We start from the raw sequence: 26,917 nt of genomic DNA on the forward strand, positions 1-26,917 counted from the left end.
ATGTTTGTTGAGAAGTTTCTCTAATCATAGAATATTTTTATCTTCGCTAAACTAAAAAAAGTTGCATAAATATCAACAAAAAAAAGTGAAAAACTAGTTCATGGATAATTTTCAAATAGAAACAGCCCAAAACATTGCTATTAGTCAAAATGTAGCTCATGTTACCACTCGTATTGGTTCTTATTTAATCGATGCCTTATTTATTGTTGGGTACTACATTATCATTGCTATTATAATAGGTATGTTAGATATACCTATGAGTATGGAATATATGAGTCTGTTTGTTTTATTAGGGCTGCCTGTATTCTTCTACAGCTTGCTTTTTGAAATTTTAATGAACGGACAAACACCTGGTAAATACTTCAACCAAATAAGAGTAGTTAAGTTAGATGGTTCTAAGCCTACTTTTGGAAGTTATTTAATTAGATGGTTGCTACGTTTTGTTGATTTTACTTTAGCTAGTGGCTCTGTTGCAGTTCTTACAATTTTATTGAACGGAAAAGGGCAACGTTTAGGAGATATTGCTGCAGGAACTACTGTAATATCTGAAAAGAAAAGAATTACGTTAAAAGATACTATTGCAAGCGATGTAGTCGATAACTACACACCTACTTATTCACAAGTTACTCTATTGAGTGATAACGATATTCATACCATTACAAGGGTATATAGAGATGCCATGAAGAAAAGAAATCATAAAGTAATTTTAAAACTACATACAAAAGTTATTGAGTTAACAGGAATTACCACAGAGCAAAAACCTGCCCAATTTATAGATACTGTGATTAAAGATTATCATTATTATGCAAGGCAGTAAGTTTTAACAATAGAAGTATATGAATCCAGAAAACAAAAAAGCTTTTAAGGATATTTTTATTCTACTTATTGGTACTATTTTAATTGTATTTTTTTTATTTAAATTTTTTATTTGGAAATAAAATCTATTTCTGGACTTAAAATGTGTTTTCAACATACTACATCTTTTAATTTACTGAAAACAAACCCACTATCCTCTCTCCTATTTTTTCGTTAATAAAAAGGTTTTAAAAACCCTTTTTACAGACGTTGAATATAGTATTTTCGCACCCTTTCTTACAGAAAAAATCACATTTCAAGGGCACGAGAACAACTATGAACGACGAAAAAAACTGGTTACAATATTATAAAAACAGCTTATCAGATAGCGAAAACTTAGCTATCGACATTAGTAAAATAAAAAACCTTTTTCATCAAAAATCATCTGATTTAAGTAATGCACTCATCAATTCTAAACAAGCAAATCAACTATTAGATGTTGAAGAACGTAGAATTAATCGATTAAAAGGAATTACTAAAAAAGACAATCCTAAGTGGCATAAAGTTGAAGAAACTAAAATATTAATTGCCCCCTTTCATTTAGTTTATCAAACCGACAACACTAAATTCAAACAACGCACTATTCATCCTTTTTGGATTAGTGCTATTGTAAATCGTTCAGGACAATTATCAGCTCCAAAAGATGGATTTCCTTTAATTGTTCGTAACTATCTAACTCCTATGGCAGATATTAAGAACGATTTTATCTTCTCTTCTATCGATACCGTTTTAGATGCCAAAGACCTAGACGCTCCCGATTTTGAAAATAGCGAAGACCCTGTGCCTTGGGATAAATACTGGAACTATATTAATGAAGTATTTTCTGCGATAACTTTTAGCAACCTATACCGTTATCAAGTAGAACGCTATACCACGCAATATGAGCTTACTTACTTTGCTTTAAGTTCTAAAATTTCTACAGCAAAAAGTATTTTATTTCTGTACGAAAACCTACTTAAAAATACGGATGAATTACCTGTACTCTCTAAAATCATCAACCCATATACTAGAGAACGACAAGAAGCCATTACCGATAACGGATTTTTAGTGTATAACCATTTGCATTTAGGGCAAATGTCAAATAAATTTCCACTTTCAGTTAGTCAGCGTAAAACATTACTATCCTATTTAGTAGCCGAAGAAAATGCAGTTACCGCTGTAAACGGACCTCCAGGAACTGGAAAAACTACACTTTTACAAAGTTTAGTTGCTACCGAATTTGTAAAAGCTGCTATTAACGGAGAAGAAGCACCGATTATCTTAGCTTGTTCAAACAACAACCAAGCAGTAACCAATATTATTGATAGTTTTATCAATTCTGAAAGCACTATGGAAGAATTAGCCAATCGTTGGATTCCTGATTTTAACGGATATGCTACCTATCTTCCTTCCAGTTCAAAAAGTGAGAAAAAACTGGCCAATATCAATTATTTAAAAGGAAACCTATTTGGTCATGAAGGAACCTTATGTAATCTAGAAAACGAAAAATATATCTCTGAAGCAGAATACTATTTCTTAACCAATTACTGTAATTACTTTAATACCCAAACAAATTCACTTGACGATGTTTGCAATCATTTACAGGAAGAAATTATTGGTATTCAAAATATTTTAGCTGATGGTGTTGACTTCTCTAGAAACTATATAAATGCTGTAAACTACATCAACAACATACTCGTACACGAAGAAGATTTTATCAAAAAAAGTACGTTTAAAATCTCCAAACTACAAGAGTGGAGAACTGTTTTGAACGATTTAAAAACAGCTGTAAAAGACACTGATTTTATTGATAAAGTAAAGCACTATTTTATTGATGAAACTCAGTTTGAATCAAGAAATTCTGAACATATTTTTAAGGCTACAGCAGAAACATTAGTAGACGCTAAAAAAGCAGCAGCATATATAAAAGAATGTACAAATAATGTAAACCTGTTATTACAATCGCATTTAAGTCTAAAAAACTGGAAGTATGAAAACAACATTAAAGGATTTCCTTTTGTTTCAGAAGAACAAATGTGGGCATACGAATATGAAAAAATAAACTCTAACGATGCAACACAACGTTTCTTTTATGATGAATTAGATATCGATTTACGTCACAAAGCATTTTTACTAGCAACCCATTATTGGGAAGCTCGCTGGTTACTAGAAACCAGAGAAATGTTAGAGGAAAACACCGAAAAAGGAACAGGAGAATATGCTATTAAAGCAAAATGGAAACGAAGAGCTATGCTTACTCCGTGCTTTGTAGCTACTTTTTATACAGCACCAAGTCACTTTTTATACAGTCAATTTCAAGGAGAAAACGAAAACGGAAAACCTATTTTTGAATACTTACCGCTATACAACTTTTTAGATTTGTTAATTATTGATGAAGCAGGTCAGGTTACTCCTGAAGTAAGTATCCCTGTATTTTCATTAACTCAAAAAGCCTTTGTAATAGGTGATTTAAAACAAATAGAACCTATTTGGTCTATTCCTAAAAAAATTGACCAAGGAAACTTAACAAGTCTTGATATTATTGAAAATCAAAATGACGCACATTTAGACGAATTAGGTTTTTTAGCTTCTAGCGGAAGCATTATGAAGATGGCTCAAAATGCCTGCGAATTTGAAACTCCCCTACCCGCAAAAAAAGAACAAGGATTGGTTTTGTTAGAGCACAGACGATGTAATGATGAAATTATTAGTTTTTGTAACGAATTGGCGTACGATGGAATTTTAAAACCTATGAAAGGAAAAGCGAAAGAAAACCAAGCATTTCCATCAATGATGGCATATCATATAGAAGGAGTTAGTGAACGCAAATACAACAGTCGTCAAAACATTAGTGAAGTAAAAGCCATAATTTCTTGGTTACAGCAAAACAAAGAAACCATTCAAGAAGCTTACAATGTAGATGCTATTGAACCAGTTTTAGGAATCATTACCCCTTTCGCAAGTCAAAAAGGAGAATTATCTAAAGCTTTAACCGATGCAGGTTATAAAGTAAGCGATATTAAACTAGGTACGGTACATGCGTTACAGGGTGCAGAACGAAATATTATTTTGTTCAGTTCTGTATATTCTAATGATGATGAAGGAACCTTGTTTTTTGAAAAAGACAACAAGCCTAACATGTTAAATGTAGCCGTTTCTAGAGCCAAAGAAAGCTTTATTCTTTTTGGAGATACCCGAATTTTTGATGAAACCAAAAATACGCCTTCTGGAATCTTAAAAAGACACCTAAATATTTATGAAATGGCAAACTAATTATGTTTTTGTACACCAAAAAAAATTACAACTAAAAAAGTGTACAACAGTTGTACACTAAAAATTTTGATAAAAAAAATAGTGTACAGTACTTGTACACCAAAAAAATTACCAACTTAAAAAGTGTACAGGAAAATACCTAACTTTCTATTAAACATTTTTAATAACATTTAGAAAAATGTTAGTTTCATATTTTAGTAATTAAAAACTAATAAATAACAATAAAAAAAGGAACGATATAATCGTTCCTTTTTTTAATATACAAGTACTGTAAACTTATTTTTTAAACTCAGTAATAGTATTCTTAATAATATTAATACAGTCTCTTAATTGTTCTTCGTTCATTACTAATGGTGGTGCAAAACGAATAATGTTTCCGTGTGTTGGTTTTGCTAATAATCCATTATCACGTAACTTCATACAAATATCCCAAGCAGTTGAACTATCTTCAGTATCGTTAATTACAACAGCATTTAACAATCCTTTACCACGTACTAACGTTACTAACTCGTTTTCTTTAGCAAACTCAGCTAACTCTTCTCTAAATATTTTACCTAAACGCTCAGCATTTTCAGCTAATTTTTCTTCTTTAACCACCTCTAATGCTGCAATAGCAACTGCTGCCGCAACAGGATTTCCTCCGAAAGTAGAACCGTGGTTACCAGGTTTAATAACATTCATAATGCTATCGTTCGCTAATACTGCAGATACTGGATATGCTCCTCCACTTAAAGCTTTACCTAAAATTAAAATATCTGGTTGAACATCTTCGTGGTTTACTGCTAATAATTGACCTGTACGTGCAATACCTGTTTGTACTTCATCAGCAATAAATAATACATTATGCTTTTCACATAACGCTTTAGCTGCTGCTAAATACCCTTCAGAAGGCACATATACCCCAGCTTCTCCTTGAATAGGTTCAGCCATGAAACCAGCAATGTTATCGTTATTTTCTAATGCTTCTTCTAAAGCTTGTAAATTATCGTATTCAATTTTAATAAACCCTTCAGTAAACGGACCAAAGTTTTTACGTGCTACAGGATCGTTTGAAAAAGAAATAATTGTAGTTGTTCTTCCGTGGAAATTATTCTTACAAACAATAATTTGTGCTTCGTTTTCATCAATTCCTTTTACTTCATACGCCCATTTTCTACAAATTTTTAAAGCAGTTTCTACAGCTTCAGCACCCGTATTCATTGGTAATAATTTATCAAAACCAAAGTATTCTGTTGCAAATTTTTCATACTTTCCTAACATATCGTTATAAAAAGCACGAGAAGTTAACGTTAATGTTTGTGCTTGGTTTACCATTGCACCAACAATTTTTGGATGACAGTGCCCTTGGTTTACTGCAGAGTAAGCTGATAAAAAATCATAATATTTTTTTCCTTCAACATCCCATACATATACTCCTTCTCCTTTACTCAATACTACTGGTAATGGATGGTAGTTATGTGCTCCATATTTGTTTTCTAAGTCAATCGCTTGTTGCGAAGTTAATTGGTCTAAAACAGCCATTTTTCTTAATTTTTTAAAATTTATAAAATAACCATTCCTTATCTACCTTTATCCTTTCGAAAAAGAAGTTTCGAAAATTCAGCGTGGGAAAGAAATCATCCCTAACTACAAAATTATTAAATTAAAGTGACTTTCATAAGTTTTGAAGGGTCTAAAAATATAAACAACATAACTTTTTTTATGGTTTACAATAAAACCATAGTTAATCAGTTTTTTTTATCTTTAAGGAAATTAACTAAATATCATTTTATGAAAAGAATCTTATTTTTATTACTGCTTTCAATAGCTGTAATTGGGTGTAAATCTACATCTGTAACCAACACTAAACTTGACAATAAAACTGAACGAATGCTAAAAGGTAACTGGACTATTACTGCTGTAAACTTTCCAGGTTCAAACTACCTAAAAGTAAACTCATTTAATTTAGAAGACTCTAACTGCTTTATTGGTAGTAACTGGAGTTTTGTTTCAAACAACAACAAAGGCGAAATGAGCTTAAACAATCCGAGTACAGATTGTAAAGACTTTAGCTCTCCTATTACATGGTATGTTAATAAAGACGGAAACTTTGTATTAAAGATTATTAATAATCACAAAGCTAAAGACGTTAATACTGGATACATTTTAAGGCTACGTAATGTTACCGAAACTAGTTTTGATTTAATAGATCAAGTTAACGTTGCAGGACAAGTAAAAGACATTACATATTCATTTCAAAGACAATAATTAATAAGGATATTATGAAAAAATCAATCATTTATAGTTTATCAATTTTATTTTTAGCTGGTACTATTTTTACCTCTTGTAAATCTATACAAAACGCTAACAACACTCAAAAAGGTGCCGCTATTGGTACTGCTGCTGGTGCTGTAATAGGTGCTGTAATAGGTAACAACGTAGGTAGTAAAAACAACTCTGAGCTAGGAGCCATTTTAGGTGGTGTTGTAGGTGGTGTTGCTGGTGGTGTTATTGGTAACCAAATGGATAAACAGGCTCGTGAAATTGAAGAAGCTTTACCAGGTGCAGAAGTTGAAAGAGTTGGTGAAGGTATTAAACTTACTTTAGGAGAAAATGCTGTTCGTTTTGCTACTAATAAAGCTACTTTAACAGCTACAGCTCAGGCTAACTTAGATAAATTAGTCCCTGTATTTAAAGATTATGAAAACACAAATATTGTAATTTACGGTTATACAGATAGTACTGGTGCTGTTGATTATAACCAAAAACTTTCAGAAAAAAGAGCTAATTCAGTAAGAAACTACTTAGCTGGTAAAGGATTAAACAACAGTCGTTTTGAAACTAAAGGACTAGGTGTTAAAGATCCTATTGCTACTAACGATACTGCTGAAGGAAGAAGTAAAAACAGACGTGTTGAGTTTGCCATTGTTGCAAACGAACAAATGATAAAAGAAGCTAAAAAAGAAGCAGGTCAATAAAAAAGCCTTCACAACAAAGATTAAAGACTACTCTAAATGAGTAGTCTTTTTTTTATCTTCAAACCATATCTTTTCCTAATTTTGCACACTATAAATCATAGTATAGAATGCCAAGAAGAGAGCGAAATAAGTTTGTAAAAAGAGGACAAGTCATTGAAATTTTAATTGAAGACTATGCCTTCGGCGGAAAAGGAATTGGAAGAATACGTTCAGAAGAAGGTGTTTTTGTAGTTTTTGTTCCTAACACTTTACCAGGACAATTAGTAAAAGCACGTGTAGATAAATCAAAAAAGAAGTATGCAGAGTGTAAGTTAATTGATGTTTTAAAACATTCTGATGATGAAGTAACTGTTCCTTATCAAGATATTCCTGGAGCACCTTATATTCAATTACCTATAGATTTACAACACAAATACAAGCAAGAAAGTACTTTATCTTTATTTAAACGCATTGGTAAAGTTGAAAACATTGAAGATTTATTTGATGAATTTATCGCTTCTCCAAATGTATTTCACTACCGAAATAAAATGGAATATGGCTTTTCTGCCATTGGTTACGACCGTGAAAATAAAACCGATATAGATGAATTTACATTAGGTTTTAAACGTCGTGGTGTTTGGTGGATGGGTGATAACCTTGAAAAAGATTCTGGTTTATTTGACAAACAAGTTGAAGATAACATCAAAAACATTAGAGAGTATTGTGAGAAAACTGGTTTAGCGCCTTGGCACGGACCTAAAAAAGAAGGTTTCTTTAGGTATTTTGTGGTAAGAAAATCATATAAAACCAACGAACTTTTATTCAATTTAGTAACTACTTCTCATGATTTATCAAAATTTGATTTAGATAAATTCGCCAACTATCTAGTAGAATTATTTGGTGATAGAGTGGCTGGTTTATTACACACTATTAACGACGAAACTGGTGATAGAACTATTGCCACTTCAGGAAGCGTTAAATTGGTATACGGAAAAGATAAAATTGTAGAAGAGTTATTAGGGCTGAATTTTGAAATTAGCATGAAAAGCTTTTTTCAAACCAATCCTAAATCTGCCGAAAAACTATATACCAAAGTAGTTGATTATGCGTTAGAAAACAAAGATGCAATTGACAATACCGTAGTGATGGATTTATTCTGTGGTACTGGAACCATTGGGCAAATTATTGCTTCAAAGTCGAATAACACTAAAATTGTTGGTGTAGATATTGTAGCCTCTGCTATTGAAGATGCTAAGAAGAATGCAGAACGAAACAATATTGAAGGTTTACAATTTTATGCAGCTGATGTAGGAAAGTTTTTAAATGAACACCCACAATATAAAAACAAAATAAGAACCATTATTTTAGACCCAGCTCGTGCAGGAATTGCGCCAAAAACGCTTAAGAAAATCATAAACTTAAACGCTGATAGAATGGTTTATGTATCTTGTAACCCAGCAACACAAGCTCGTGATACCGAAGAGTTGATTAAAAACGGATATCAATTAAAAAAGATTAGTTTAGTAGATCAATTTCCACATACATCACACATAGAAACAGTGGTTTTATTTGAAAAATAAAAATTAATGAAAAAATACATTGCTTTATTCATACTTATAGCTGGTTTAACAGCCTGTGAAAAAGATGATTTCTGTACACAAAATCCTGTAACACCCAATTTAGTGCTTCGTTTTTACGATATGGATAATACGAATGATTTAAAAAATGTAGAACGTTTATCTGTCATTGCAGAAGGAAAAACTGATAGTCTTTTTACCAATAGAACAGCAGACAGTATTGCTATTCCTTTAAACAGTTTATCTCAAAAAACAGTATATACATTAAAAATGAATGATGTAGATGGCAATATAGCTAATAACCAAATGGCTACACTTACTATTGAGTACAATCCTGAAGAAGACTTTGTGTCTCGTTCATGTGGTTTCAGAATTATTTATGAAAATGTAACTTTAAGTAATACAGGTTGGATAAACAGTTTATCAACTACAGAAATTCCATTAATCGACAATCAAGCTAGCGCCCATGTACAAGTATTTCATTAGTTTATGTTTCGTTTTTGTATTTATGAACGGATACTCACAAATAAATACATCTAAAGAAGAAACCAAAGAAAAAAAAGATACCGTTACATATAAAACAGGATATGGCTTACGTATCGGATTAGATATTAGTAAACCTGGTCTTGCTATTATTGATAAAAGTTATAGTGGTCTCGAATTAGTAGGTGATTATAGAGTATCTAAAAAATGGTACATCGCTACTGAATTAGGTTTTGAAGATGAAACCACTTATGAAGACTTTTCTTCTTCTAGTTCAAAAGGAAGTTATATTAGACTTGGAGCAAATTACAACGCCTACGAGAATTGGTTAGATATGAATAACGAAATTTATGTTGGTATGCGTTACGGTTTTGCCATATTTGATCATACCTTAAATAGCTACCAACCTAATGTTTCTTCAGGTACTGAAAACTTACCTCCTTATTTTCCATCAAACCCTGTTACAACACCTATATCTGACAATGGACTTACCGCTCATTGGACTGAATTACAACTAGGTATAAAGGCAGAAACTTTTAAAAACCTGTTTATAGGTTTTAGCTTTTCATATAAAATTATGTTAAGTGTTGACGATCAAAAAGGTTTTAAAACACTATACACACCAGGTTTTAATCGTGTTTTTGAAAGTAGTACAGGTTTCGGATTCAATTATACAATATCGTACTTAATCCCTTTTGTTAATAAATAAATTATCAGCATACACTTGATTTTACTAACTTTACTGCCTGAATAATAAAACTTATTAACAATGAATAAAATTCCAAGCGTAAACTTAGCAGATTTTTTATCAGACGATGCTGAAAGAAAACAAAAATTCATCAATGAAATTGGTGACGCTTATGAGAATATAGGATTTGTAGCATTAAAAGGGCACTTTTTAGACGATGAATTAGTAGACAACTTATATGCTGAAATCAAGAAGTTTTTTGATTTACCTACAGATGTAAAAGAAAAATATGAAATTCCAGGTATTGGTGGTCAAAGAGGATATGTTTCTTTTGGTAAAGAGAGTGCTAAAGGAAAAAAAGAAGGAGATTTAAAAGAGTTTTGGCACTTTGGTCAGTATGTTGATGCAGATTCAAAATACGCCAATGAATACCCAGAAAATGTAGAAGTTGAAGAATTACCTGAATTTAACAAAGTAGGTAAAGAAGCCTACCAAATGTTAGAAAAAACAGCTAAATACGTGTTACGTTCGTTAGCATTACACTTAGGCTTGGAAGAAACGTATTTTGACAATTATATTAAAAACGGAAATAGTATTTTACGTCCAATTCACTACCCTCCTATTACTACTGAACCTAAGGGAGCTGTAAGAGCTGCTGCTCATGGAGATATTAACTTAATTACTTTGTTAATGGGAGCTCAAGGAAAAGGATTACAAGTACAAAACCATAAAGGAGAATGGATTGATGCTATAGCGGAAGATGATGAATTAATGATTAATGTAGGTGATATGTTATCACGTCATAGTAACAACAAATTAAAATCAACAATTCACCGTGTAACCAACCCTCCTAAAGAATTATGGGGAACATCTCGTTATTCAATTCCATTTTTCATGCATCCTGTTTCTGATATGAAATTAGATGTTTTAGAAAACTGTATTGATGAAAACAATCCAAAACAGTTTGAAGATATTACTGCTGGTGAGTTTTTAGATGAGCGTTTACGCGAATTAGGATTGAAAAAATAAATCTAATGGATTTACAAGATCAATTAAAAAATTTATTTCCAGAACATCAGTTTGAAGAAAAACCTGTAGAAAAAAAACCTGATATCTGGTTACAAGAAGAACCTATTCTTTGCAAGTATGAAAAACGAAAAGGGAAACCAGTTACTATTATAGACGGCTATAATGGAGCTACTAAAGATTTTAAAAAGCTTGCTAAAGAAATTAAAACTAAGCTAAGTGTTGGTGGTAGTTTTAAAGACGATAAAATCATAATTCAAGGAGATTATAGAGATACTATAATGCAACTTCTTAAAGACAAAGGATTCAACGTAAAACGCGTTGGTGGATAAGTAAAAATGTCGAAGAATTGAATCTTCGACATTTTTTTTATATTTACAACTTTTGTAAAGTGTTAAATACCAACCAATAAATAATAACGTATAAAATAAATCGTTTATTTTATATAAATAAAGAAATCAACAAATTCCCTAGAAATCATGAAACATTCTTTATTGCACATAACCAATGGAGACGTCACTACTCAAAGACTTCAAAAGTTAAATATTGAAGGAGATATTATTACATGGCGTGAAATGTTATGTGAAGGAAAAACTTCTGTAGACGTAGGTAGTGAAGACTTTTGGAAAACTCGCTTCGACTTTTTAAAAACTACGTATAAAGTTACCAAAAAGAGGTTTATAGATTATACCCTTAAAGAGTACCGTAACCTTTGTAATCAAAAACAACAAGACGAAATTGTTTTATGGTTTGAATACGATTTATTTTGTCAAGTAAACATGCTAGCTGTAATAAGCTGGTTAAAAAGATATCGTAAAAACCACAAAATATCTTTAGTTACTAGTGGAAAAATAGACAATTCAAAAAAACTATATGGTTTAGGAGAATTATCTGACGACCAGTTAATAGAGCACTTTAATAATAAAATAGAGCTCTCTCAAGACGATATCGAGTACGCAGACTACATTTGGCAATTGTATTGTTCAGATAGTCCGTTACCTCTTGAAAATGCGCATAAATTCAATCCAGAATCACCATTTGTATATTTAGAAAACGCTATAAAAGCACATTTACTTCGTTTTCCATCTATTGAAAATGGTTTGAATCATATAGAAAATAACATTTTAAGAACAGCTAACGAGCATACGTTTGCAAACCAAAATGAACTTCTTACCAACCTTTTAACCCATCAAGAAAACTACGGGTTTGGTGATATTCAATACATTAACAAACTTGAAAGTCTTAAAAAGTTATTTACCTCATTTGATCCTGTAAAACTTAGTAAAACAGGTAAAAAGGTATTGCAAAACCAAACAAACTATTATGCTAAAATTCGTTCCGATTTTTCGTATCTTGGTGGCGCAAAAAAATACAGCTATCTCTATGTAAACTCTACTGATAAGCTGTTAAAAATAACATCATAAATGAGTATACAACATTCTGAGCTCATCTTAAATCCAGATGGTAGTATTTACCATTTGAATTTAAGACCTGAACATATTGCTACTGATATCATTTTTGTTGGAGACCAATATCGTGTTGATAAAGTTACCAAACACTTTGATAACATAGAATTTAGCACCCAAAAAAGAGAATTTAAAACCACTACTGGTACTTATAAAGGAAAAAGAATTTCTGTAATTTCTACAGGAATAGGTCCTGATAATATTGATATTGTTTTAAACGAGTTAGATGCCTTAGTTAATATCGACTTAAACACACGTCAAGCTAAAGAAAAGCATACACAGTTAAATATTACTAGAATTGGAACTTCGGGTTCTTTGCACGCAGACATTCCTGTTGATAGCTTTTTATTAAGCTCTCACGGATTGGATTTAAACGGAATGCTTCAATCATATCAAGTAGATAAAATTTCACATCCTGATATTGAAGAAGCTTTTATAAAACATACTAGCTGGAGTACAAAAAAATCGTACCCGCTAATTGTTTCTAATGGGAAGGCTTTAGAGGACAAGTTATTATCTGACAAAGTATATAAAGGAATTACAGCCACTGCTGGTGGATTTTATGGTCCTCAAGGACGTGTTTTACGTTTACCTTTACAAGACCCTGATTTAAATAAAAAGATTGATAGTTTTAACTACAACAACAATCGAATTACCAACCTAGAAATGGAAACTTCTGCTATTTACGGATTAGCTAAATTACTAGGACACAATGCTGCTTCAATGAACGCTATTATTGCTAATAGAGCAAACGGAACGTTTAGTGAAGATCCGTACAAAGTAGTAAATGATTTGATTGTATACACTCTTGAGAAATTAGTTAAATAAATGCTGAAATTAAAAATAGGTGGTGTTCCAGAACATTTTAATTATCCATGGTACATCACTTTAAAAAATAAAGAATACACCAAAGAAGGAATAAACTTACGCTGGAAAGATTATCCTGGAGGTACAGGAGCCATGGCAAAAGCTTTACGCTCTGGTGAAGTTGATATTGCCTTAGTACTTACTGAAGGAATTATAAAGGATATTATTAACGGAAATCCGTCAAAAATTACACAAACCTTTGTAAAAAGCCCGCTTGTTTGGGGAATCCATGTAGCTGCCAATTCTAAATTTAAAACTATTGACGATTTAGAACACGCAACTGTAGCTATTAGTCGCTTTGGTTCAGGTTCTCAACTTATGGCAATTGTAAATGCTCACAACAATGGTTGGGACATTAATAAATTACAATTTAAAGTAGTTGGAGATTTGCAAGGAGGAATTGATGCTCTAACAAATGGAGAAGCAGACTATTTTATGTGGGAACACTTTACCACCAAACCATTGGTAGACAATGGTACTTTTAGAAGAGTTGGTAACTGCCCTACTCCTTGGCCTTGTTTTGTTATTGCTGTTCGTGATGAAGTATTAGAAAATCATTTTGAAGAAGTAAAAAAAGTACACGATATAATTAATAATTGTACTAAAGACTTTAAGGATTTTGATAATATTGATGAAGTTCTTTCCAACAGGTATGAACAACAAATAGAAGATATTCAAGAATGGTTATCTATTACTGAATGGAATGACGGTGAAGCTATTTCTGAAAATTTAATTTCGGACATACAAAATAAAATGGTAGAGTTCAACGTTATTGAAAAGAAGGAAAATTCTGGTGACTTAATCAGAAATATGTATATTTGATTTTTATAAAACGGAATAATGATGAAAAAAGTAGTATTTATTGCAATTTGTACTGTTAGTTTATTAGGTTTTTCTTCTTGCGGAAGTACTAGTCCTTGTGGATTAGCAAAAACTAATCAAAACAAACAAAAACAGCATCAACAACAAGAGATAGTAGTTGCAGATGCAACTGAAGTAGCAATCGCTGAATAAGTTGATGTTTCTTTATTCAAATTCAATAAATCCGCTTTTCTAGGCGGATTTTTTTACCTTATAGTTTCTCTTTACAACAAAAAAAGCCTTTTCTGAACAGAAAAGGACTTTAAGTTGTTTTGTTATATATTTTTTACTTCGCTATAATTTCTCCTAATAATGCACCTTTTTCAAAAGCAAATACTGTTACTAACAATAGTAAGATTGCTGCACTTGTAATAACATAATACTTAGTTTTATTTTCTTTTTTCATAATATATAATTCAGTTTAATTAATTCTTCTTTTTTAACATAGGTACAAATCTGAAACCTCCTAGTTCGTGCTTTTCAAATTCTTTTGGCGACTTTCTTATAAACAAGGTCATAATCTGTTCTTTATCTCCCACAGGAATCAGCAACCTACCTCCTACTTTAATCTGTCCTAATAATGCTTTAGGAACATATGGTGCTCCAGCGGTAACAATAATTTTATCAAAAGGAGCTTCTTCTGGCAATCCTTTATAACCATCACCAAAAATAAATCGTTTAGGTTTATAACCTAACTTTGGTAAAAACATCGAAGTTTTTTTAAACAGCTCATGTTGTCGTTCTATTGAATACACCTCTGCATCCAACTCTAACAATACTGCTGTTTGATAACCAGATCCTGTTCCAATCTCTAATACTTTATCGCCTGGTTTTATTTCTAATACTTGTGATTGAAATGCCACAGTATAAGGCTGAGAAATTGTTTGTTCAGCAGCAATAGGAAATGCTTTATCTTGATAGGCATGCGCTTCAAAACTACTATCCATAAACAAATGTCTTGGAATTTTTCTAATAGCCTTTAACACTTTTTCATCATTAATTCCTTTTGCTTCTAAAACGTTTGCTAATTGATTTCTAAGTCCTTGATGTTTGGTTGTATCCTTCATTCTTACATTAATCTACCAATGGGTTTTACTAGCTAAATTACTATAAAATTTATAATTTCTTATTTAAAACACCCATTATAGGGCTTACTAATTATAAAATTTCGGGAGGATAAAAGTAGTAATAAATCTGTATAAAAGTGTATCTTTGTTTGCGTTGATTTTTTGTAGAAATCATTTCTTTTTCAACAAACCAATCAAATAACTAATAATCTTTCACTTATGTTAAAAGCTGGAGTTTTAGGCGCAGGTCACTTAGGAAAAATCCATTTGCGTTTGTTACAACAATCAGATAAATATGAATTAGTAGGGTTTTATGACCCTTTTACAGAAAATGCACAAAAAGTAGCTGATGAGTTTGGCTATAAATTATTCGATTCAGTAGAAGCATTAATTGATGCTGTTGAAGTTGTTGATATTGTTACTCCTACTCTTTCTCACTTTGATTGTGCTAAACAAGCTATAGAAAAAGGAAAACATATTTTTATTGAAAAGCCTATTACTAATACAGTATTAGAAGCAGAAGCTATAAGAACTTTAGCTAGTCAACATCATGTTCGTGGTCAAGTTGGACATGTAGAGCGTTTTAACCCTGCTTTTATGGCTGTAAAAGACTTGATTGACACACCAATGTTTATTGAAACACATCGCTTAGCTGAATTTAATCCTAGAGGAACAGATGTTCCTGTTGTTTTAGATTTAATGATTCATGATATTGACATTATTTTATCTGTGGTAAATTCAAAAGTAAAGAGTGTTCATGCTAGTGGAGTATCAGTTATTTCAGAAACTCCTGATATTGCCAATGCACGTATTGAATTTGAAAACGGTTGTGTAGCAAACCTAACAGCGAGTAGAATTTCAATGAAAAACATGCGTAAAAGCCGTTTTTTCCAAAGAGACGCTTATATCTCTGTAAACTTTTTAGAAAAGCAATCGGAAGTTGTTAGAATGAAAGATGTGCCAGAAAAACCTGATGAGTTTGCTATGATTTTGCAGAATGCTGAGGGAGTTAAAAAACAAATCTATTACGATAACCCTGAAGTAGTTGCCAACAATGCTATTTTAGATGAATTAGAGTCGTTTGCTGATGCTATTAAGAATAACACTACTCCTATTGTTTCATTACGTCAAGGTACTGAAGCTTTACGTGTAGCGCATCAGATTATAGACTGTTTTTAACGTATAAAGTAAACAATTAATAACCGCGTTAGGGATTGCAGTGAAAATACTTTTTTGTTATTCTGAGTGAATCGAAGAATACAACAAAAAAGATTGTAGCGGAAAGCCCGACCCGCAGGGGAACGCCCATATAAATACCAAAATACAACAACATGAAAAATATCGCCGTAATTGGAGCAGGAACAATGGGAAATGGAATTGCGCATACTTTTGCTCAATTTGGATACAATGTTCAACTTATCGACATTTCGCAAGCTGCCTTAGATAGAGGACTAGCAACCATAACTAAAAACTTAGACAGAATGGTAGCGAAAGAAAAAATTACTGAAGACGATAAAAATAATACTTTAAATAACATTACTACACATACTTCTATTAAAGAAGGTGTTCAAAACACTAGTTTAGTTGTTGAGGCTGCTACTGAAAATGTAGATTTAAAACTTAAGATTTTTAAAGATTTAGATGAAGCTTGTGCTGAAGATACTATTTTAGCTACCAACACTTCATCAATCTCAATTACTCAAATTGCAGCAGCTACCAATAGACCTGAAAAAGTGATTGGAATGCACTTTATGAATCCTGTACCAATTATGAAATTGGTTGAAATTATTAGAGGATATAACACTTCTGACGAAGTAATGAACTTTACAGTTGATTTAACTAAGAAAATTAATAAAGTTCCTGTTGAGGTAAATGATTACCCAGGTTTTGTTGCCAACCGTATTTTAATGCCAATGATTAACGAAAGTATTGAAACTTTATACAACGGTGTTGCTGGTGTTGCTGAAATTGATACTGTAATGAAATTAGGAATGGCACACCCAATGGGACCATTACAATTAGCTGATTTTATTGGATTAGATGTTTGTTTATCTATCTTAAACGTAATGTACGACGGATTTAAAAACCCTAAGTATGCTCCATGTCCGTTATTAGTAAACATGGTTGCAGCAGGAAAATTAGGAGTAAAATCTGGTGAAGGTTTTTACGATTATTCAGAAAGTAGAAAAGCTGAGAAAGTAGCGAAGATGTTTTCGTAAACTTTAGGATATAACTATACAAGAAAAGGGAAGTTTTTTAATGAAAACTTCCCTTTTTAGTTCGCTTTTATACTTAAGTTTTTATTAAAATGAATATGAAAAATTCAACAACAAATACCTTTCTAACAAATTAACACTAAGAGAGTTATTAGAAATATCAGTGGTGCTTTCTTGAATAAATGATTTTTCATTTAACAGGTTAACACCCGATAATTCTAATTTCCATGGTTTCTTTTTAGGGATATATCTTAATGTAGAACTTAAAAAAGAGTAATTATTAGAAGTGTTTTTAAAAGAAGGTACATAATAACTATAGTCAATAGAGGCAGAAAAACTTCTATATGGTTTTAAAATTAGCTTAAAGTGATTTTCTATAGAAGAATTGTTAAATGTATTTACACTTTTAGCCTTCTGAAGGCTGTAGGTTGTTTTATTTTCTATATTAACAGGTAGATTGAAAGAGGTCTTTAAAAAAAGACTATTTTCAAAAAAATGATTTTTGGTATTTCTTAGCTCAGAATTATTTACAATGTTTTTAAAATTAGCAATTGAATAATCTGAATTTATTTTAAATGTAGTTCTTAATGAGTAAATTAACTTGGAAAGACTCAAGTTAAATGTAAGATTATCTATACTTTCTGATAGAAAAAAATTATTCACTCTTGAAGAATTCTCATCAACAAATAAATTACTCAAAAAAATTCCTTTTTTGAGAACGTAGTTAGCACCTAAATACATTTCAAATTGATTAAAAAGATCATTCTTAGAAAATAATACATTAAAGGTTTTATTCTTTTGTAATGATAGGTTTGGTTCATTGCTTTTAACAACTCTATTGTCTATTAATATTTGGTTTTTAAATAAATATCTTAAAGAAGATGGTCTTTGAGATAAACTTGTGTCAAAGCTTAAAAAAGAAGTTCTATCTATCTCATAAACTATGGTAAGAGAAGGTTCAAAAATTAAAAACTTTAAGTTATCTCCTATATTTTCTTGGTTAAATCTTGAACTTAAATATCTCAAGGAGTATTTTGGAGATATTGTAAAGTCTCCTATGTTCCAAGCATAGGTACCCCTGTTGTTAATTTCAGTATTATTATAATTTAATTTATTTATACTATTGGAAACAGTTAAGTTTAGAGAATTACTTAAACTAGATAAGTTAGAATAAAGTAACTCTGTACTATAATTATAACCAATAGATAAACTGTATTTGTTATTGTTTGTAGTCTTTCCTAAAAATATTGCATTGAAAGAAGAGTTTTGCTTTTTAGAATTATTTTCTTGAATATCTTGATCAGATTCGGCGGTGCTATTAAAAATTGAAGGATTAATAGTAAAAATCTGATCTAAATTATTTGCTGTATTTATAATTTTTAATTGTAGAGCTTTTCTATCTGATATTTTCTTTGTGTATTCTAATTCCTGTTTTAAAAAAACACTATTTGTTTCTAAAGATGAAGAAAAATCATTATCCTGATTTGAAAAAATATCTCTTTTAGTATCAATTGACTCATCTCTAAAACTAATATTGTATTCTAGTAATGAAGATTCTGATGTGTTAAATTTTAACTCAAAATCTCCACGATACTGTCGTGGTCGTTTTTTAATGAAATTATTATCAAAAGTATTAAAGACAGAATTACTAATATTAATCTTACTTTTAGCTAGTTGATTACTTTTAATTTTATCAGAAAGGTAATAGAAATTTAATTTTGCCTTTGTTTTATCTGAGAAATTGAAGATACTATTTAAATTCCCAAAAAACTGACTATTGATATTAGAAAGATTATTCTTTGTAACCTTAGGTAAATTTAATTCTGGAATTATTTTTTCACTAAAAAATTTCTCTTCTTTTATTTTTTCTAAACTAATTTGATTTTCAAAGTAGTTAAAAGGAGATGCATTTTTACCAATATTGTTATAACTGGTAATAGCGAGAGATTTTTGCTTTTTATTTATAGCTAAAGAATTAACAGATAAATCAAATGGTATGTTCTTTGAGTCAATAAAATCTCCAATACCTATATCTGAACTAAAAGATAAATCAGTTTTATTTTTTTTTAGCTTTAAATTAATAGCTACTTTATTACTCTTTTCAATATTTTTTAATAATTGATTTTCTGAATAATTTTCTATGGCTTCAATTTCTTTTACTAAATCTATATTTATATTTTTTGTTCCTATAGTATAATTGTAGTCAAATAAATTATCTCCTTCAATGGTAACGGTTTCAATAGTATTTCCTTTGTATTTTATCATACCCGTTTCTTCATTTATTTTAATTCCTGGGAGCTTTTTTAATAAATCTTCTACTTTTTTTTCAGTACCATCTTTATACGATTCTACTCTGTAAACTACTGTATCTTTTTTTATAGATAATGGTTTTTTATTTGCATTGACAAAAACTTCTTCGAGAAGTTCTATTTTTTCCTTTGATAAAATGAAATTGAAATTCATTTTATTTTTTATCTCAGTAGATTTAACAAACTCACTATAAACCACATATCCTACAGCTAACACATCTATAAAAAAACCATTTTTATTATATGTTTTTTTTAGTTTGTAAGAGAATTTTCCTTTTTTAGCTAAAACAAATTCACTAATAACTTTAGAACTTTTTGTCTCTTTAATAAGAATTTTGGCGGTTAAAGAATTTCCTTCCATATCACGAACATCTCCTTGTATAGTTTGAGAATAGTTTAATTGAATAGCAAGAAAAGTGAATAAGAAAATACTGAGTTTTCTTAGTTTTTTGATCTTTTTCAAAATTTAGATAAAACTTATATCAATTTCCAGGTAATTTTTTAATTGCTTTGTTATACTCTTTGTCGTCTTTATCTATGTAAAACTCAATACCTCCACGAGATGATTCTACCCCGAAATAATTTTCGTCTGGACTATATGTAATTAGTTCTAATGCTTTTTTCTTGTACAAGGCTTTAAACTCTAGCCAAGTTATAGACTTTTTTTCTTGAAATGGATTTTTAACATCCTCAATTTCAATTACACCATTTTTAATTCTACTTGCTTTAAAAGCTATAAAATTATCTTTTGATTTAATTTCCAAAATCATACCTGGTAATCCATCATATTTCCAAGGACCTCCAATAGGAAGTTCTGTTGTAAACCAAGCAACATATTGTCGCCCTCTATAGTTCATAGTAGCTAACTGACAATTATATCCAAGTATTTTTTTTGTTTCATTCAAAATGCTCCAATCAAAAACATCTAAATAGTCTTTAACAGAAAAATATTTATAAGCAACTTCATGTCTAGAATAAAATTCGCCTTTTTCATAATCTTTAAATACAACACTATGGTTCTTTAGAGGAGAAGAAAAATAAATAACCGTATCATCATTTCTATCTTGTATCAATGAGTTAGAACTTTTATTTTCCCTATTCTTTTTGAAGACAGATTTATCTAACTCTATAAATTTAGTGTATTCATAAGAACCTATTATAGGATTATTAGGATCATCTTCAAAAGTTAATGATTTTTCATATTCAACTTGGTAAACGTTTATAGTTTTTTCCTGTGAGTATAAAACGTTACTTAAGGTTACAGAGAGTAAAATAGTAAAGGTTTTCTTTAACATGCTTTTTCTATATTAATTCAATAAAAAATTGGAGATTAAAAAAGCTTAATCTCCAAAATTATGTACTATTCTAGTGTAGAAATTATTAACCGTTTAAGTTATCAACAACTTTTAAGGCTAGAGCATAAGCATTTCTTCCACATTTATCTAATGTATCACCTACACCATATACTTTTCTAGTTTCACCGGTTTCACTGTTTCGAATTGTAACATAGCAATATACTGTAACAATACCATCGTCACTTTTTTTACTAACGAACTCATGCTTTGTAATTTTAAGCACATTCTCATTACCTTTTACTTTTTCAGACGAGTTATTTGCAAAACTTGAAAACGCAAAAAACATCGCACATACAATTAGGACTTTTTTCATAATATAATTTTTAATTTGTTAATATATTGAATCCAAATATATATATATATTATTAAATAACAAAAAACTTTATTTATACTATTATTAAGTTGATATTTTTTGCTCCTTTACTTACTTTAGCATTGTTTTCTTTCACAGTAAATGTAAAGTAATTTTCATATAGATATGGCTTCCTTTTTCTATAAAAGTTTTTAATTTAACAAAAGTATTATAACATACTTGATATATTTTTACTTTTTAAAAATTTCATTAGTAAAAAACATCCTTAAAATTAATATTATAACACATACAATATAAACACTCTCTTATCATTTCCCTTATATTTTTCTTAAAACATTATTTAACAAGAGGTATCAGCGATGATTTTCCATTCGCCTTGTATCTTCTTAAAAATGATCATAAACACGCCGTTAGCGTCTCCTACGGTTCTTTTTAAATGATATTCTCCCATTACAGAATAAGCCCCATTGGTAATTTTAGAAATATCATTAACCTTAAACGTTAATGTTCCAGAGTGCTCTTTTGTTAGGTATCCTTTCTTATAATTATCTAAGGTTTTTTGCCAACCAAAAGTTATTCCGTTACGTCCATAAAACTTTAATGAATCACTTTTCCAATATCCTTGCATAAAGCCTTCTAAATCGTGATTAGACCAAGCTTCTTCTTGTGCTTTCATGACTGATAAGATTTCTTGCTTTTCTGTTTCTTCTGAGACAGTTTGAATTGCTTCTTGTTTACAAGAAACAAATAGTGTAAGTAAAAAAATGACAGTTAATAACTTCTTCATCTTAAAATAATGAGTTTATAATTTCTTTTATAGTAATACCTTCAGCTTCTGCTTTGTAGTTCTTTACAATTCTGTGTGATAAAATAGGAATAGCTACTGCTTGTACATCTTCAATATCAGGTGAGTATTTTCCATATACTGCTGCATGTGCTTTAGCTGCTAAAATTAAATTTTGAGAAGCTCTAGGACCTGCTCCCCAATCAATATATTTTTTGATTAATTCTGTTGCTTTATCTGAATTAGAACGTGTTTTACCTACCAATCTAACCGCATATTCAACTACATTATCTGCCACAGGTATTTTACGAATCAATTTTTGAACTTCAATAATTTCTTCCGAAGAAAAAATAGCATTTACTGTTTGTTCAGCTATTGAGGTAGTATTTTTTACGACTTGTACTTCTTCTTCAAAACTTGGATATTCCAAATTAATTGAAAACATAAAACGGTCTAATTGTGCTTCTGGTAATGGATATGTTCCTTCTTGCTCAATTGGATTTTGCGTAGCTAACACAAAAAATGGCAATTCTAACTTATAATGATGCCCTGCAATAGTTACCGATTTTTCTTGCATTGCTTCTAACAATGCTGCTTGCGTTTTAGGTGGTGTACGGTTAATTTCATCTGCTAAAATAATATTTGAGAAAATTGGTCCTTTTATAAATTTAAAATGACGTGTTTCATCTAGTATTTCACTACCTAAAATATCAGAAGGCATTAAATCTGGGGTAAACTGAATTCTATTAAAGTTAAGGCCTAATGCGCTAGAAATTGTATTTACTAATAAGGTTTTTGCCAGTCCAGGCACTCCTATTAACAGCGAATGTCCTCCACAAAAAATTGATAGTAATGTATAATTTACAGCTTCTTGCTGCCCTATTATAACCTTACCTATTTCTTGTTGTAGTTGGCTGTACTTTTCTACTAATGTGTTTACTGCTGTTACGTCAGACATAAATCAAGTTTTTCTTTTGTTCAATAAATTTAATTACAAACTTTTATAAAATGAAATTCCCGCTTTCGCGGGAATGACAATATACTAAATTTATTACTTCTTATTTGTTTTCTTTTTTCCAATCTTTCTTAAAAGTACATTTCTTATAATCGTTGCTTAATTTTAAGTAAGTTTCTTGGATTTTTTCTTTAGTCCATTTTGTAATCTCTTCTTCTTTTTTCTTAGCTAAAGCAAACTGTTGCATTCTTACATAGTCTTCTACTAAATCAGCTTTATGTGTGTCTGTTTTCTCTTTTAATAAGATTACTTTATACATCTTTTCACCTTCACGAGTTTCATCGTAGTAAATATCAGATAAATTACCTTTTTTTAATTCACTTATTCTTGCGAATAAATCTGGAGGCATTCTTGTTAACTCAAAAGTAGGCTCTTGTGTATAAGGATTCATTATAATACCCGCACTATTTTTTGTTTCTTCATCTTCAGAATACTTCTTTACAGCTTCTTCAAAAGTTATTTTTCCTTCTTTAATATCAGCTACTATCTTCTCTATTTGCTCTTTAGTTTCATTTAATTTTTCTTCAGAAACCTCAGGCTGCATTAAAATATGAGATACTTCACGTTGATTACCTTTTATTTTATGTAACTGAAGTATATGGTATCCAAAAGCAGATTTAATAGGCTCAGAAATTTGATTTACATCTAACGAGAAGGCAGTTTCTTTAAACTCTTTGATAAATGGGCTATCCTTTGTTATTACATATTTACCTCCGTTTTGAGCAACTCCAGGATCTTCTGAATTAATAATTGCTTTTAACTTAAAGCTTGCACCATTTTCTATCTCTTTTTTAATCTCTTTTAGCTTGTTAATTACACGCTCTTTCTCTTCTTCTGTTGGTTCTGCTTTAATTACTAATTGTTGTAATTGAACTTCTGCAGGTATTTCAGGAAGCTCTCCTTTATCTTCTAATCCTTTGAAATAAATACGAATTTCTTCAGGAGTTACATCAATATTTTCAGTAATTTTTTGTTGCTCCTTTTGTATGAGTATGTTTTCTTTTTGAACTCTTCCTAACTCTTTCTTAAAATCTTCAACATCATTAAACCCATAAGCTGCAACCGCTTTTTCTTCACTTCCGTATTCTTGGGTAAAAAAAGCAACACTTCTATCTACCTTATTATCTATTTCTGATTGAGATACTGTAACACTATCAATAACCGCGTGGTGAGCTAATAACTTTTGCTGCATTAATTCTTCTAACATTTCACAGTCAGAAATCTTTACTTTTCCTTCACTTCTTAACTCTACCTCTTGCTTAAACTTATCTATATCAGAATCTAGAACAATGTTTTTACCTACTACAACAGCAACACCATCTATTTTAGTTCCTTGTGCGTTTAATGTTGTTAAGCTTGCTAAAAACAACGTAAATGCTATACTAATATTCTTTAAAGTTCTTGTTTTCAATTGCATCATTTATCAGCGTTTTTTCAATATCTCGTATTAATTCTAATTTTCTTTTATGTAAAATAATTTGCTTTATTCTAGGGCTTACATAGCTTAATGGAGCCGTAGCATTTTTTGGTAACATATTTTTTACAGCGACCAAATATACTCCTAAACTATCTTCTTTTTGTATGAATTTTGATATTTTTAACAAGTTTTCTTTCGTTTCGTTACGAAAAGGTGGAATTTTTTTCTTTAAATAGTCAAAAGTTACCCAAGTTGAATCTTGCAAACGATACGATTTAAAATTCAATAAATGTCTTTCTAAATCTTCTTTATCTTCTTCTTTTTCTGATTTAAACTGTTTTATTGTTTCTTTTTTATCCAAGTAGTTTTTACCAAAATGCACATATTCAAACTGTACAAGCTCTTCACTTACCTTAAAATTATCTTTATTTTCTTGGTAGTACAACGCTATTTCTTCCTCAGTAACAACAGTATCTAGTTGTTGTTTTATTAAACGCTCTTTATACCCATTAATGTATAAGCTCTTTTTATAATCGTTAACTAAACTTTGTATTTCTTCACTGTTTACTTCTGAGATATTTTCCTCTGCTTTTATATACAGTAGTTCTTGTTTAGCCCATGAGTTAATCAACCCCTTCACAATAACTAAACTATCTTTTGGTGAAAGGTTTTTGGGTAATAAACCTGCAATATCTTTCTTATACAAATGTTTATTATAAACAGTAGCTATTGGCCTTTCATTGGTAACCTTTTTTGTCTTTAAACTTACAAGATCACATGAAACTATTATTAATAATGTAATTAAAAAAATATATTTTCTCACTATACTATTGGTTATACGTATTCTTTAATTTTCTTAATGCCCCTTTTCTTACTCTAACCATATTATTTTTTCGTAGCTCTTTAATCCATTTTTTTTCTAGCTCGTCTTGATAATCACTTATTACTTGCCCCCTTATATCATCAAGTTCTTTGCCATATTTTACTTTGTTCGCAATATAAAAAGATTTTAAGCCTAAGGTATCTTTTGATGCCTTATTCCATATTTTTTTTTGCATTAAGTCAAATAGTAGTAAACCTTCTTTATATTCTAACAATGTATTTCTATATTCTAAATTTGTTTGAAACAAACTTTCTTTAAAAGAACTTAATAATGCTCTTCGTTTAAAATCTCTAAAACTTTCTGTTATTGTCTTATTTTTTAGTTTTATAAACTCTAAAAAATCTTTTTGAGTAAACTTTTTCTTATTAACAGAAAGTAACACTGAATTTAGCTCTTTTATCTTTAACTCCTCTTTTTTATTTTTTTGAAAAACTGTCAATGCTTCAGGATATTCTTTAACTTGGTATTTATCCATTAGTTTTCTGAACAATGCCTGATCGGATACCTTTATTCTTTTAGATTGTTTTACTTTTCTAATTAACTCATTTTCCATTTCTGAAAAAGATGGTACTGGATAGTTTTTTATGAGTTTAGCTATATGCCAACCATATTTTGTTTTAAATGGTTTACTATAATCTCCAGAACCCTTTAAGTTTCTTACATTATTCTCAAATTCATCAACCATTTTTCCTGTTCCAAACCTTGGTAACTTACCTCCTATCTTAGCTGTATTAGTATCTTCTGAATGTTCCTTTGCTACTTCTTCAAATAGTTTTCCAGACTCTAGTAGTTTATATAATGAGTGAATCTTTGACTCGCCCTTAGATGAATGTCTAACTAAAATATGAGCTGCTTCAAACTCTCCTTTAGAGTTTCTTATATCTGTTACTTTTACAATATGCCATCCAAATTTTGTTTTAAAAGGCTCTGAAACTTCTCCTACCTTTGTTTTGTATACTGCCGTCTCAAAAGGATATACCATTTGAAAAGCTTTAAAATAACCTAAATTTCCTCCATTAATTTTTGCTGATGGATCTTCTGAAACCTCTCTTGCTACTTTTTCAAAACCTTCTCCTTGTAAAATACGATTTCTGTAACCTACAATCTTATTTCTTAAAAACAGTGTATCTACAGCTACCCCTTCACTTGGATATCTTACTAAAATATGACTTGCTTTAACTTCATTTTTAGTACGATAATACGCTTCATTTACTAGTTTACTTAGTGTTTCTGTATCATACAAATAAGGTGCTAATAATTCCTTTTTGTAGCTTTCTAGCTCTTTTTGGTAAGATTTTACTGTATCTAGTTTTAACTTATAAGCTTCTTTTACTTTTAGCTTATAATTAATAAATAATTCTAAATAACTTTCGATATCATTAGCCTCTTTATCCTCGGCAATCATTAAATTCTTTTCATACATCTGCCTAAACTCCGAAACCATTATTGGAGCATCATTAATACGAAACAATTCCATATCCTTTTGACCAAAAGAAGGAAATGTAGCGTAAAAGACAGCAGTTATGAAAAGTACTTTTTTCATGCTA

Annotated in this window: 25 protein-coding genes; 15 read left to right on the forward strand and 10 right to left on the reverse strand. The window is 30.2% G+C overall.

Translation table 11 applies throughout. The annotated features are described in order from the left end of the window. The first annotated feature begins 100 nt into the window (after positions 1 to 100). A complete protein-coding gene (locus VCM48_RS04120; RefSeq protein WP_099216078.1) occupies positions 101 to 817 on the forward strand; it encodes an RDD family protein in 717 nt (238 codons plus the stop codon). A 314-nt stretch (positions 818 to 1,131) separates the two neighbouring features. Then, entirely contained in the window at positions 1,132 to 4,107 is a 2,976-nt protein-coding gene (locus VCM48_RS04125; protein ID WP_482271729.1) for a DEAD/DEAH box helicase, read from the forward strand. A 276-nt stretch (positions 4,108 to 4,383) separates the two neighbouring features. Here VCM48_RS04125 and rocD read toward each other — a convergent pair whose 3' ends face one another. Further along, positions 4,384 to 5,628, reverse strand: coding sequence for an ornithine--oxo-acid transaminase (rocD, locus tag VCM48_RS04130; protein WP_482271730.1), 1,245 nt, complete (start codon positions 5,626 to 5,628; stop codon positions 4,384 to 4,386). Positions 5,629 to 5,877: 249 nt separating this feature from the next. On the opposite strand from rocD, the gene VCM48_RS04135 reads away from it, so the two are divergent. From VCM48_RS04135 to VCM48_RS04185, 11 genes are all read left to right on the forward strand, one after another. Beyond that, positions 5,878 to 6,354, forward strand: a complete 477-nt coding sequence (locus tag VCM48_RS04135) for a lipocalin family protein (RefSeq protein ID WP_482271731.1) — start codon at positions 5,878 to 5,880, stop codon at positions 6,352 to 6,354. Positions 6,355 to 6,368: 14 nt separating this feature from the next. Then, the gene (locus VCM48_RS04140) at positions 6,369 to 7,064 is read left to right on the forward strand and encodes a YiaD family glycine zipper/OmpA-like lipoprotein (RefSeq protein ID WP_099216081.1); all 696 of its coding nucleotides are present in this window, start codon (positions 6,369 to 6,371) and stop codon (positions 7,062 to 7,064) included. A gap of 107 nt (positions 7,065 to 7,171) precedes the next feature. After that, complete coding sequence (gene rlmD, locus VCM48_RS04145; protein WP_482271732.1) at positions 7,172 to 8,623, forward strand: 23S rRNA (uracil(1939)-C(5))-methyltransferase RlmD; 1,452 nt, start codon at positions 7,172 to 7,174, stop codon at positions 8,621 to 8,623. Positions 8,624 to 8,629: 6 nt separating this feature from the next. Next, positions 8,630 to 9,106 (forward strand): DUF6452 family protein, encoded by a 477-nt coding sequence (locus tag VCM48_RS04150; RefSeq protein WP_482271733.1) that lies wholly within the window; start codon positions 8,630 to 8,632, stop codon positions 9,104 to 9,106. 22 nt (positions 9,107 to 9,128) lie between these two features. Beyond that, on the forward strand, positions 9,129 to 9,812 hold the full coding sequence (locus tag VCM48_RS04155) for a DUF6048 family protein (protein ID WP_482271734.1): 684 nt from the start codon (positions 9,129 to 9,131) through the stop codon (positions 9,810 to 9,812). Positions 9,813 to 9,872: 60 nt separating this feature from the next. Further along, on the forward strand, positions 9,873 to 10,820 hold the full coding sequence (locus VCM48_RS04160; protein WP_482271735.1) for an isopenicillin N synthase family dioxygenase: 948 nt from the start codon (positions 9,873 to 9,875) through the stop codon (positions 10,818 to 10,820). Positions 10,821 to 10,825: 5 nt separating this feature from the next. Next, the gene (locus VCM48_RS04165; RefSeq protein WP_482271736.1) at positions 10,826 to 11,149 is read left to right on the forward strand and encodes a translation initiation factor; all 324 of its coding nucleotides are present in this window, start codon (positions 10,826 to 10,828) and stop codon (positions 11,147 to 11,149) included. A gap of 147 nt (positions 11,150 to 11,296) precedes the next feature. Further along, the gene (locus VCM48_RS04170; protein WP_482271737.1) at positions 11,297 to 12,241 is read left to right on the forward strand and encodes a DUF1835 domain-containing protein; all 945 of its coding nucleotides are present in this window, start codon (positions 11,297 to 11,299) and stop codon (positions 12,239 to 12,241) included. Continuing rightward, entirely contained in the window at positions 12,242 to 13,111 is an 870-nt protein-coding gene (locus VCM48_RS04175; RefSeq protein ID WP_482271738.1) for a nucleoside phosphorylase, read from the forward strand. Continuing rightward, positions 13,112 to 13,972: a substrate-binding domain-containing protein gene (locus VCM48_RS04180; protein ID WP_099216088.1), complete on the forward strand. Its 861-nt coding sequence runs from the start codon at positions 13,112 to 13,114 to the stop codon at positions 13,970 to 13,972. A 21-nt stretch (positions 13,973 to 13,993) separates the two neighbouring features. Then, positions 13,994 to 14,164: a hypothetical protein gene (locus VCM48_RS04185; protein ID WP_170141643.1), complete on the forward strand. Its 171-nt coding sequence runs from the start codon at positions 13,994 to 13,996 to the stop codon at positions 14,162 to 14,164. A gap of 272 nt (positions 14,165 to 14,436) precedes the next feature. Here the strand turns inward: VCM48_RS04185 and VCM48_RS04190 are convergent, their stop codons facing one another. After that, the gene (locus VCM48_RS04190; RefSeq protein WP_482271739.1) at positions 14,437 to 15,078 is read right to left on the reverse strand and encodes a protein-L-isoaspartate(D-aspartate) O-methyltransferase; all 642 of its coding nucleotides are present in this window, start codon (positions 15,076 to 15,078) and stop codon (positions 14,437 to 14,439) included. Between the two features lie 219 nt (positions 15,079 to 15,297). Here VCM48_RS04190 and VCM48_RS04195 point away from each other — a divergent pair, with 219 nt between their 5' ends. Beyond that, positions 15,298 to 16,257: a Gfo/Idh/MocA family protein gene (locus VCM48_RS04195; RefSeq protein WP_464836643.1), complete on the forward strand. Its 960-nt coding sequence runs from the start codon at positions 15,298 to 15,300 to the stop codon at positions 16,255 to 16,257. Positions 16,258 to 16,409: 152 nt separating this feature from the next. After that, entirely contained in the window at positions 16,410 to 17,297 is an 888-nt protein-coding gene (locus VCM48_RS04200; protein WP_482271740.1) for a 3-hydroxybutyryl-CoA dehydrogenase, read from the forward strand. 84 nt (positions 17,298 to 17,381) lie between these two features. Here the strand turns inward: VCM48_RS04200 and VCM48_RS04205 are convergent, their stop codons facing one another. The 8 genes from VCM48_RS04205 to VCM48_RS04240 form a co-directional block, all read right to left on the reverse strand. Beyond that, positions 17,382 to 20,066 carry a TonB-dependent receptor gene (locus VCM48_RS04205; RefSeq protein WP_482271741.1) on the reverse strand — a complete coding sequence of 895 codons (2,685 nt, stop codon included), beginning with the start codon at positions 20,064 to 20,066 and terminating at the stop codon, positions 17,382 to 17,384. Between the two features lie 19 nt (positions 20,067 to 20,085). Beyond that, positions 20,086 to 20,898 carry a GLPGLI family protein gene (locus VCM48_RS04210; protein WP_482271742.1) on the reverse strand — a complete coding sequence of 271 codons (813 nt, stop codon included), beginning with the start codon at positions 20,896 to 20,898 and terminating at the stop codon, positions 20,086 to 20,088. 85 nt (positions 20,899 to 20,983) lie between these two features. After that, positions 20,984 to 21,271: a hypothetical protein gene (locus VCM48_RS04215; RefSeq protein ID WP_482271743.1), complete on the reverse strand. Its 288-nt coding sequence runs from the start codon at positions 21,269 to 21,271 to the stop codon at positions 20,984 to 20,986. A 340-nt stretch (positions 21,272 to 21,611) separates the two neighbouring features. After that, a complete protein-coding gene (locus VCM48_RS04220; protein ID WP_482271744.1) occupies positions 21,612 to 22,058 on the reverse strand; it encodes a YybH family protein in 447 nt (148 codons plus the stop codon). A gap of 1 nt (position 22,059) precedes the next feature. Beyond that, positions 22,060 to 23,013 (reverse strand): AAA family ATPase, encoded by a 954-nt coding sequence (locus VCM48_RS04225; RefSeq protein ID WP_482271745.1) that lies wholly within the window; start codon positions 23,011 to 23,013, stop codon positions 22,060 to 22,062. A gap of 100 nt (positions 23,014 to 23,113) precedes the next feature. Further along, on the reverse strand, positions 23,114 to 24,490 hold the full coding sequence (locus VCM48_RS04230; RefSeq protein ID WP_482271746.1) for a peptidylprolyl isomerase: 1,377 nt from the start codon (positions 24,488 to 24,490) through the stop codon (positions 23,114 to 23,116). Next, on the reverse strand, positions 24,453 to 25,310 hold the full coding sequence (locus VCM48_RS04235) for a hypothetical protein (RefSeq protein ID WP_274641266.1): 858 nt from the start codon (positions 25,308 to 25,310) through the stop codon (positions 24,453 to 24,455). The genes VCM48_RS04230 and VCM48_RS04235 overlap by 38 nt, the downstream gene beginning before the upstream one ends. A 4-nt stretch (positions 25,311 to 25,314) precedes the next feature. After that, entirely contained in the window at positions 25,315 to 26,913 is a 1,599-nt protein-coding gene (locus VCM48_RS04240) for a peptidylprolyl isomerase (RefSeq protein ID WP_482271747.1), read from the reverse strand. Positions 26,914 to 26,917 lie beyond the last annotated feature (4 nt).

The sequence above is a fragment of the Tenacibaculum sp. DPLXC6 genome (assembly GCF_056815515.1).